Source organism: Pseudobdellovibrionaceae bacterium (assembly GCA_023954155.1).
Taxonomy (GTDB): domain Bacteria; phylum Bdellovibrionota; class Bdellovibrionia; order Bdellovibrionales; family UBA1609; genus JAMLIO01.
In genome coordinates this window covers 194,973-204,377 of record JAMLIO010000006.1, presented here as the reverse complement: position 1 = coordinate 204,377, position 9,405 = coordinate 194,973, and the positions used below count along the sequence as shown (strand labels likewise).

Genomic DNA, 9,405 nt, shown 5'->3' with positions numbered 1-9,405 from the left:
GGATGACTTTACCGTTTGCGTCTCTGTTAGGGAGAATAGGGCGGGTGTCGCCTAGACCTAGGGTTAAAATTTGATTGCGTTTGAAATTGTAGGTTTCAAATAGACGGGCGACGGCGTTGGCTCTTAGGCTTGAGAGCTCCCAGTTACTAGCGATGATACCTTGGTTGATGGGGGTGTCGTCGGTGTGTCCCTCAATTAAAATCTTTTTGTCTGGAACTTTTTCTTCGAGGATGGTTAAGAGTTTATTCATAAGACTATTGGCCGAGTCTCTGAGTCGGTGAGAGCCAGAAGCAAAAAATAAAGTTCCTTCAAAGGTGATGCGCATTTCAGTTTTTGAGACATTGATTTTGACCTGATCCTCTAGACCCTCAGAAGTAATTAACTGTTCGACAGCATTTCCGATCTCTTCGTAAGGGCGAGTGACTTCACCGCCAAAGTATAAGGCAGCACTCTCGGCTACTTTTTCAAAATTATCTTGATCATAATTACCTAAAGAACTCATAAGGGCAAAAAATCCCATAAGCAGAGTCATCAGATCGGCGTAACTGATCAGCCAAACGCCTTCTGTGTCAGTATGTTTGGGGCCAGTGTCGTCGTCGTCAAAAAGCTCATCATGCTCTTCGTCTTCAAGTAGTTCGTCATCGGTGTAGAGTGGATCTGCTGACATGGTTTTCCTTATGAATTCGCTGAGTTTTTAATTTCCAAAGTGATTCTTTCACTAGGCAGCAAATAACTCTTGAGGTTTTCTTCTACTAATAGAGGATGCTTTTTTTCGCGCACCATCTTTACTCCATCAATCACCATCTGTCTTAAGATTTTATCCTGTTGGTTAAACTTGGATAAGTTCTCTCCAATAGGAATAAAGATAAAGTTGGCTACGGCAATCCCGTAGAGTGTGGCCACAAGAGCCACAGCCATAGAAGGTCCCACAGAGTTAATGGCGTCTGCACCTCCTAAACCTTGCATCAAGGCCACGATACCCACCACGGCACCTAACAGACCGAATGCAGGGGGGAACTTCGCTAGTGTTGTAAACATGTGAGCGTCTTGTTCGTAACGGACAAAGTGGGTTTTAGCTCTTTTGGTAAGAATGGTGTCGATCTCTTTATCGCTCAATCCACCAGCAGAGACTAATTGTACGGCTTCTTTAAGGAAAGGAGTTTTAATTTTTTCTGCCGCCTCATTTAAATAATTTTCGTTAGTACGATAGTTCTTAGCGAGGTCTACAAGTTCAGAAATCACTTCAGAGTATTGTTTTTGTGATCCAGTAAGTACTCGGCTAATAAAGACTTTAAACAAAAGCACCATATTTTTAGCCGAGAAACTCAGTAAGGCTGCGGCAATGGTTCCACCCATCACAATCACAGCAGCATGCCAATCTAAAAAGACCATGGGGTTTTTGGCTGAGGTCAGTGCCACCACTAAGAACACACAAATAGCCATAATTAAGCCAACTAATGATGAGATATTCAACTGCAACTCCTTAATTTGTATAGCGATTAAACATCGACAAAACTAAACCCCCTATGGAGTCCAGAATGGTCGTGCTCAGTCCAGATTAAAAGGAACTATTAAAATTGCGTCTCTATATATTATTGAGTGAGGGAGTGTACTAGACTAGATCAAGATAAAGTATGGTTAAGTCAGCTAATGTATAAATAGATTATAGATATCGACAAAATATTCATAGATTCACGTATGGACTTTTAGATAAAATGAATGAGGTGATGAAACCTCTAAACACTAGTCTAGGATTGAATTTTACAGGTTACTTTAGTTGGGTTTAGAAACTAGACCTATGGTTTTAGAATCAAAACTCATTTAGTATTTAAATGATGGGTAGTGTAGAAAATCATAAAAATACAGTAGAAAAAATGGCCAAAGAATTTGGCTTGGTACAACAAGGTCAGACGTTAAATGACTGGTTTATTTTTCGTGAAGAGAGGCATTTTGGTCCTTTGACTTCGGATCAAGTCAATAAGCTTCTTTTGCAGAGAAAAATTTCAATTCAGCATCATATCTGGAGACCTGGCTTTACAGAGTGGTTGCCTATTTCAGAGGTAGAAAACTTTAGAGCTTGTGGTTTGGAATCTATTGATTTTGTAGATGACAATACATTTTCTCAGGAGTGTGAGCTTGAAGCTGTGGACCTGATAGCTCCTGATATTCATGAAATTGGATTTTCAAAGTCATGGATTAAAAAAGTAGCCAAGCAACGACAAATTCTTGCAGAAAAGACCCAACAGTTATCCACAGCACTGGGTCTTTCTGATGAAACTAAATCTTATTTGGTACGATACACAACCATTGCGGTTTTGGTGTGTGTCACTTCAATGTTTGTCTGGTTTTTCTGGCCGAGTAACGAAAGTGTAATGAACGGTTTAACGAAAGGCATGCAAAGTCATTTGCTTCATATCAGCAAACAGCCAGAAAGTGCTATCAATGCGCAATTCGCAGCATTTGAAAAGAGCAACGGTCAGCCTGATCCTATTTTAGTGATGGCAACCAATTTGCCTCTAGGCAGCGTTTTGCAAATCAGCCTAGTGGGCGAACCAGAATCACTTTTGGGGACATTAAACTTTGAAAAGACCATGGAAACCACAGTGAAAGAAAAGATATTTGCTACTCCTCCTATTCGTGGAAGGAACGGGCAATTTATTCCTGCAGGAGTGTATTCTTTTAAAGTGGCATGTCTAAGCTGTGGGATTGAAAAGAAAACTATTTTTGAACAAAAATACAGTCTTGGTATTCAAAACGCTGAAGATTACCAATCCAAACTTAAATTTTACCATAAAAAGGTCAGAGAAGATGCTAGGCTTGAGCTGACTGAACTGGACAGCCTAGCCAGTGTGTTAGGTGAACAGTACAAAAAGACTTTAAATGGTTTTGTAAAGTTCAGCACTGGGACTGTGTCTTGGGAAGGATTTTCGGGCGAATGGTTAGATAATCAAAATAGAGTGGTCGGTGTCTTTGCACAGATGGAATCAGATGATGTCAGAGAGCATATCTATTATTTACCTTTATATGAGTCGTACAAAGACCTAGCTAAAAATATTTTTGAACTTCACATGATGCAGGACACACTTGTTAAAACTCCAAAGAACAGAGGGGCTTTGACCAAAGATGTGGCAGCCTTATCACATAAAATCAGTTTGAATATTACATATTTAAAATCACAGATTGATCTGATGAACGCAGAGGCGCAAAGCACGGAAGGTTTGCCCTCAAAAGAAGCTCTAAAAAAAATGACGTTATAAAGTTGAAGGAATGATGTAGATGATGCCAGGAACTAAAAATATTAAGGAAGAAGTTTTAGACCTTACAAATGATATTAAAGACGAGTTGTCTTCGTTTGGAAGAAATAAACAACCCAATGAGAATAAAATAGATAAAATTAAACAAAGCTTGGGTAATATTGAATGGATTTATGAAAAGATATTCAAAGATTTAAATGGTTTTGTTGAAACTCATGAAAAAAACACGGACCTTCTAAACTTTAAAGAAGAAGAAAGCCAACATCTGCGTAATGAGCTGAACCGTCTTCAGGGCAAAGTAGATATGCTGATGAAGAAGCTACATACAAGCAGTTCCAGCATTCAAAATATTCGTTCTAATTATCAAATAAGAATGCAAGAGATAGAGCATATTCGAGAAGATCTATTAAAAAAATCCTCTGAAGAAGCCTCCAGACGTCGGAAAGTAGAAGTTGAGTATAAAAGATTAAAAGAGGGCTACAAGAATAAAACCAAAGAATTGGGCTCGGCCAGAGACCATGCGATTAGATTATCCAAACAGATCGAAGATTTAAAAAATGCTCTGAAAGCACAAATTCAGAAGCAACAAGATGACACTAAAGAAAAGGCTCTGTTGGATAAGATTAAAGGTGTTGCGGGTGAAAGGGACCATTTAAGGGGTGCCAACGAACAGCTTCAGGCCAGCATTGCCTCCCACAAAGAGCAAATTTTAGGTTTGCGTGAGAACATCTCTGTACTTAAAGTTGAAAAGTCCAAGGTTGAAGAGAGTCTATTAGCTCAAGAAAAAAAGATCATCACGTTGGTGCAGTCTAATAAAGAGATTGAGAAAAAATATACAGAGGTCGTAAAAACTTTAAATGAAACGTCACAGGAACTGAAGTTCACCAACGATAAAAACACCAGTGCCTTAGAAGAAAGAAAGGCTTTGCTGGTCAGACTCAGTGCTTTTGAGAAAGAAATAAAATCTGTCACAGAAGAAAAACACTCTAAAGTTTTAGAAATTCATCAGTTAGAAACTCAAATCATAGAGTTAAAAAAGACCACAGAAGACTACACTAAACTTTTAGAGCAAATACAAGAAAAAGAATTGAATGAACAGGCTCTAGAATCTGAAGTAACACAACTCAGTGCAGAGTTATCGGAAGCCAAATCAGAGATTGCCAAAAAGCAGGAAATCATTCACTCCTATAAAGAAGAGATTGATAACTTCAGAAGTCAAGAGCGTAAACTGCAAGCAGAGTTTGCAGAAAAGGAAAGCTCGTATCAAACCAAAATTGATCAAATACAGGTTCAAAGAGACGAGCTTCAAAGCATTAACTTCTCTTTAAAATCTGATGTGAACAATCTGACTAATGAGGTCACTAATCAACAAGAACTGATTGAAAATCTAGAGCAAAAATACAAAGATACACTTGAGCAGACCATATCTGATCAGCAAGATATCGAAAAACTCTCTGCTTCAGTGCATGCGTTAGAAGTGAAAAATCAACAGATTCTAGAAGAACTAGAGCTGGCCATTAGAGAAGGCAAACGTGCTCATGCTGAACAAGAAGAGCTGCGCCACCAAATGCAAATTCTCAGAGAACAATTGGCCTCTGAAGAAGAAAAATCTAAAAAAGCACTTGAAGAAAAATTCTTTGAATCTGAAAAATTAGCCAGCTTAAATGCAAGTTATGCTGAGGCTATGAATGAGATCAAAACTTATGAACAAAAGCTTGAAGAATTACAAGACGTTGTTCAGACGGAAAAAGAGAAAAGCCAAAAGGCAGAAGCAGAGGCTTTTACTGCGGTCGCCCGAATGAATACGGCTGAGACTATAAGTTCCAGGTTATCATCTGAAAAGTATGTGGATGCTGAACGTATCGAAGCCCTTGAAAAGCAATTAGAAATTGAGATTGAAAAATCTAAACAAGTCTACGAAGAGAAATTTTTTGAAACAGAAAAATTGACCAGTTTAAGTGCTAGCCATGCTGAAGCTTTAAATGAAATAAAGACTTATACTCAAAAGATTGATGATTTACAAAATACTTTAGAGGATGAACAGAGTGAAAATGCCAGAGTCAGCAGCGAATTGCAGGCGACGACGGCAAGGCTTGCCGCCTTGGAAGAGTCGCACACTCAAATGACTTTAGAGCGATCTCAGGCAGAAGCACAGCTACAAAGTCTTACTGAAGAGTTGGTTCTTGAAAGAGAAAGAGTGGCGAGTGCTCAAGCTCAAGCCCAAACTGCGATCACCAAGCTTGCAGAGTCCGAGGCTGTCAGAGCTCAACTTGCATCTGAAAAGTACATTGATGTGGAACAACTACAAAGCCTACAAGACAGCTTAGAAGAGTCGTCTTTGAAAGCTAATGAGGCCATTGCTAAGATGGCAAAAATAGAAAATAAATTGATACAAGAAAAACGTATCAATGAAGACCTGCAAATCAAACTAGAAACAGTGATGAATGAGTTGACGGAAGCTGAAAGCAGTCTGATTTCGATAGGGGAAAGCTATAGCTTAGAACAAGACAGACATCGTGCACTACAGCTCAGTTTTAATGAACTCGAAAATTACAATAAAGAATTAGAGGAGCACAAAGCCGTGTTAGAGGAAAATTTAAGTCAAGAAAAAGAGACCAGTGAAGAGTTGCAAAAAGAACTTGAGGCTTCCAAGGTGGCCTTAGAATCTATGCAAATGAAAGAGATTGAATTTTTGGATCAAGAAAAAGAACTGCGTCTAAAGAATGAGTCTTTAACTTCTCAAAATAAAGATTTAAAAGAAAGAGTGGAAATGATTGAAAAAGAAATTAACACTCGCAAAGAATTCTATAAAAAGACAGTAAAAGAATATGAAACCAAGATTGGCGAATACAGTGCAAAAATAGATGAAGCGCATGCTGAAATCGAAAGCTTGAAAAATGAAATGACAGCCATGCAGGAAAATCATCAAAGTCAGATGCAGTCTCTTGAAGATACATTGGCATCTGTCGGTCGCACAGAGGCTGAAAAGTTAGATACTTTATCCAGACGCGAAGAAAAGTTGAACTACTACTCAAGATGGGTAGACATTCAAAAGCAAAATCTGCAAGGTCATGTTTTAACTTTAGCCAAAGAGATGAAGACCTCTTTAGAAATCAATCCGCTTAAGACATATTTGAAAATTACAGAAAAAGAAATTTCAAATATGAAGATTGCTCTTGGTAAAATGATGGCTTTTGATCCTAATAAGCCACAAGCCGAAGCGCAATATGAGCAATTGATTTTACAAAGGGATGAAGTCCAAGAAGCGCTGGATAAATTGTCTGTAGAAGTGGAATCACGTGTTGCTAATCTTAAAAACATGCTTAAGTCTAGTGAGTTTGTGCCGACTCCACCTCTGCCGCCTAAAAAATAAAAGTCGACAATTCAAAGACGATAGTCTAGAAAAAGTCGAGTAGAATCTGAATAAAAAACCAAGTCACAAGTAAGGCTTGGTTTTTTATTTATGGATAAAAAATTCTTCGGTCTAGTAAGTCCAGATTCCTAAAGACGCATTTATGAATCCTTGTGTTTTACCGAATTGTTTATTATGAGATTGGGTAAAAGGCCTATTGTTACTATTTTTTTGATTGCTGTGTTTGCGTTAGGGTGCTCCACTATTGGTGGTTGGGTGCAACGTGATGAGGCTTTTTATCAAAGAGCTCTGCCTGCGCATCAAGCTCCGCCTTTACCTGTGGAAGTGGCGCGCGATATTGAACGCATTTCTGAAGATGGAATTTTAATCAATTCTCCTGATCCGCTTGGTGAGTATGGTGTGCAAGCCATCAATTCTCAAATCATAGGATCAGCAAAGCGAGTTTACAGACAGGACCACTATACCCGTGGTGGTACAGAAGAGTACTCTGATAGGGAATATGATCAATTGGGTGAAGACCCTCTAGAGATTGCTGAAACGTCTGGTCCTTTAGGGAAATCTATGCGTGCCAGATCTAAGGGACCTCTTGGTTTTAATGATCGCTCCGCTGCAGGAGAAGAATCATGGTCTTCTCGTGAAGATGCGAAAGGGTTAGCGTCTTTAGGTGGAAAAACCATCAATTATATCGTTAAATTAGGTGATACGTTGATGAAGATTGCCTTTGAGAAGCATGGAAACTATTTACGTTGGCGTGAAATTTATCGTGCAAACCAAAGCAAAATGAAAAGCCCAGAAAAGATGCACGTGGGGACAAAACTGGCGATCCATAATGTGAAGAAGGTTCACATTAAAAAAGAAGGAACCCCTTATAAAATTCGCAAAAATGATACTCTGAAGTCCATATCACAAAAACTGTATGGCACACCTGACCGTTGGAAAGACATTTGGAAGAACAACCCTCAGTTGATTAGAAATCCCAAAAAGATTTATGCAGGATTCACCTTATATTATTCTGACCTGACTCCTTCTGAAGAAGTGATCCAGCGCGAACCCACAGAAGCGATCAATACACCGCCTAAAGTTCCCAGTGAAGTTGTGACTCCTCAATTAGAGACATTACGTCCACAAACCCCTGAAGTGTCAACTTCAGAAACAACTAGTCCTATATCTGTAAAGGAAGAAGTTTCTGGCATGGGTGAGCATGCTGAAGGTTTAGTGGAAAGCTTACCAGATAAAAAGCCTGCAAGTGCTGTAGAGGAAGTTCCTACGGACTTTTAAAAGTCCATATTTATTCCTATCTTTGAAATCGTGCTTATGTGCTCAGCTGTCAGAAACTGCGACTTCTAAAGTCCATATTTATTTATATTCCAGTTGTCTGTTCGGGGAGAGTTTGAGAACCTGAGTATATGTGTGCATATCTTGTTGCGGGTTTTTTAATTTTCACAACGTTTTTCTTTCACGGCCTAGAAGCTCATGCGGCTTCTGACAAAAAAGTAGAAACTCCTCAACAAGAAGAGATCACCATTCCTTCACGAAGAGCATTGTGGCTTGCGTATATCTTAAGGGACAAACCCGAAGAGACTCGTATCCCAGATCTTGAAGTTGTCGGCGAAAAGACCCCTGTGTACTTGGTTCCACAAGGGAATTCCTTTCGTCCTTTGGTGAAGTTGACTTTTAAGTATGCTAAAGAAAAAGGTGATCTGTTCATTAACAAAAAAGAACCCATCCGCGAACTGAATTCTAACGGAGAGTATGTGGTGTATGCGTATTTGCAATCGCGCATCAGTACACTCACACTGACCGCAAGACAAAAAGGCGGAAGCACAAAAACAGAGACCTTTTATTTATTTGCTCCAGAAGCTAGGGAATACAAAACCTCTTCATTATTAAATTCAATTTCATTCACTTTGGGGCATTCATTTTTAGTTTATAGACAAAGCAGTTTTGGAACTTTTGTATCCCAGTCTTTACTTGTGGGAGCGCGCTATTTAAGTCCTGAAACGGGCAGACGTTTGGGGCTCTATGGAGACGCGTATTTAAGCATTTATACCTATGCCTCTTCGCCCATTGATAGCAGTCCTCAGCTTTTTGAAGGAAGATTTGGGGGATCGTATTCATTGAAATTGACCAGTAAACCCAAAGAAAGAAGTCGCTTGAATCTGGGTGTAAGTACCGTGAACGTGTATTCCTTTAGTAGCCCCTTTGGTTTTTCTGGGTTATTTGGACCTGAGTTGGGTTTTAGAAGCGAATACTATCAGAATGCGAAAAACAGCTATGCTTTTGAGTTTTCTTTCACTCCTTACGAGTGGGGAGGCGAGATCATGGATGAGCGTTCAATAAAAATAACGACGTATTTGAATCGCAACCTTGATAATTTAAGACGCATGCAACTGGGAATGTCTTATTCTAGCCATAGGTTCAGTGCCGACACCGAGGATGTAAATATTGATCTTCTGAGCCTCTTCTTCTCTTTAAGTTTCTAGCCTTAGATAGAGATTTTGTATATGTAAACAGATACAAGCTAATTCTACGCGGAAGGCCAGCACAAACTCGGCTTAGATAGAGATTTTGTATTTGAAGACAGAGACAAGACTACAAAGTCTATACTGGCGAGCAGAAGTCCCCTTTGTATAGATGTAGAAGTGGCGGGCCTAAGCCTCCCTGTGTTGCTATAGGATTTGTTAATAAATTCACACAAATAGAGTCCGCCTGAGGCAAAGCGCCTATATTTAGTGTGGCGAGCTTAGAAGTGTTTCACACTGAGAATTTTGGATAACT

At 39.3% G+C, this 9,405-nt stretch carries 6 protein-coding genes; 4 read left to right on the top strand and 2 right to left on the bottom strand.

What is annotated here, in order from left to right:
* Both M9899_08800 and M9899_08795 read right to left on the bottom strand, forming a co-directional pair.
* On the bottom strand, positions 1–667 hold a 667-nt coding region (locus M9899_08800; GenBank protein MCO5114261.1), incomplete at its 3' end, for an OmpA family protein.
* An 8-nt stretch (positions 668–675) separates the two neighbouring features.
* Positions 676–1,473 (bottom strand): MotA/TolQ/ExbB proton channel family protein, encoded by a 798-nt coding sequence (locus M9899_08795; protein ID MCO5114260.1) that lies wholly within the window; start codon positions 1,471–1,473, stop codon positions 676–678.
* Positions 1,474–1,832: 359 nt separating this feature from the next.
* Between M9899_08795 and M9899_08790 the strand changes: the two genes are divergently transcribed.
* From M9899_08790 to M9899_08775, 4 genes are all read left to right on the top strand, one after another.
* On the top strand, positions 1,833–3,257 hold the full coding sequence (locus M9899_08790) for a DUF4339 domain-containing protein (protein MCO5114259.1): 1,425 nt from the start codon (positions 1,833–1,835) through the stop codon (positions 3,255–3,257).
* Positions 3,258–3,276: 19 nt separating this feature from the next.
* On the top strand, positions 3,277–6,627 hold the full coding sequence (locus tag M9899_08785) for a hypothetical protein (protein ID MCO5114258.1): 3,351 nt from the start codon (positions 3,277–3,279) through the stop codon (positions 6,625–6,627).
* Positions 6,628–6,801: 174 nt separating this feature from the next.
* The gene (locus M9899_08780) at positions 6,802–7,905 is read left to right on the top strand and encodes a LysM peptidoglycan-binding domain-containing protein (protein ID MCO5114257.1); all 1,104 of its coding nucleotides are present in this window, start codon (positions 6,802–6,804) and stop codon (positions 7,903–7,905) included.
* A gap of 128 nt (positions 7,906–8,033) precedes the next feature.
* Positions 8,034–9,110: a hypothetical protein gene (locus M9899_08775; GenBank protein ID MCO5114256.1), complete on the top strand. Its 1,077-nt coding sequence runs from the start codon at positions 8,034–8,036 to the stop codon at positions 9,108–9,110.
* Positions 9,111–9,405 lie beyond the last annotated feature (295 nt).

Excerpts from the sequence above, each read along its gene's own strand:
- M9899_08790 (MCO5114259.1), top strand. The coding sequence starts at position 1,833 with ATGATGGGTAGTGTAGAAAATCATAAAAATACAGTAGAAAAAATGGCC.
- M9899_08785 (MCO5114258.1), top strand. The coding sequence starts at position 3,277 with ATGATGCCAGGAACTAAAAATATTAAGGAAGAAGTTTTAGACCTTACA.
- M9899_08780 (MCO5114257.1), top strand. The coding sequence starts at position 6,802 with ATGAGATTGGGTAAAAGGCCTATTGTTACTATTTTTTTGATTGCTGTG.
- M9899_08775 (MCO5114256.1), top strand. The coding sequence starts at position 8,034 with ATGTGTGCATATCTTGTTGCGGGTTTTTTAATTTTCACAACGTTTTTC.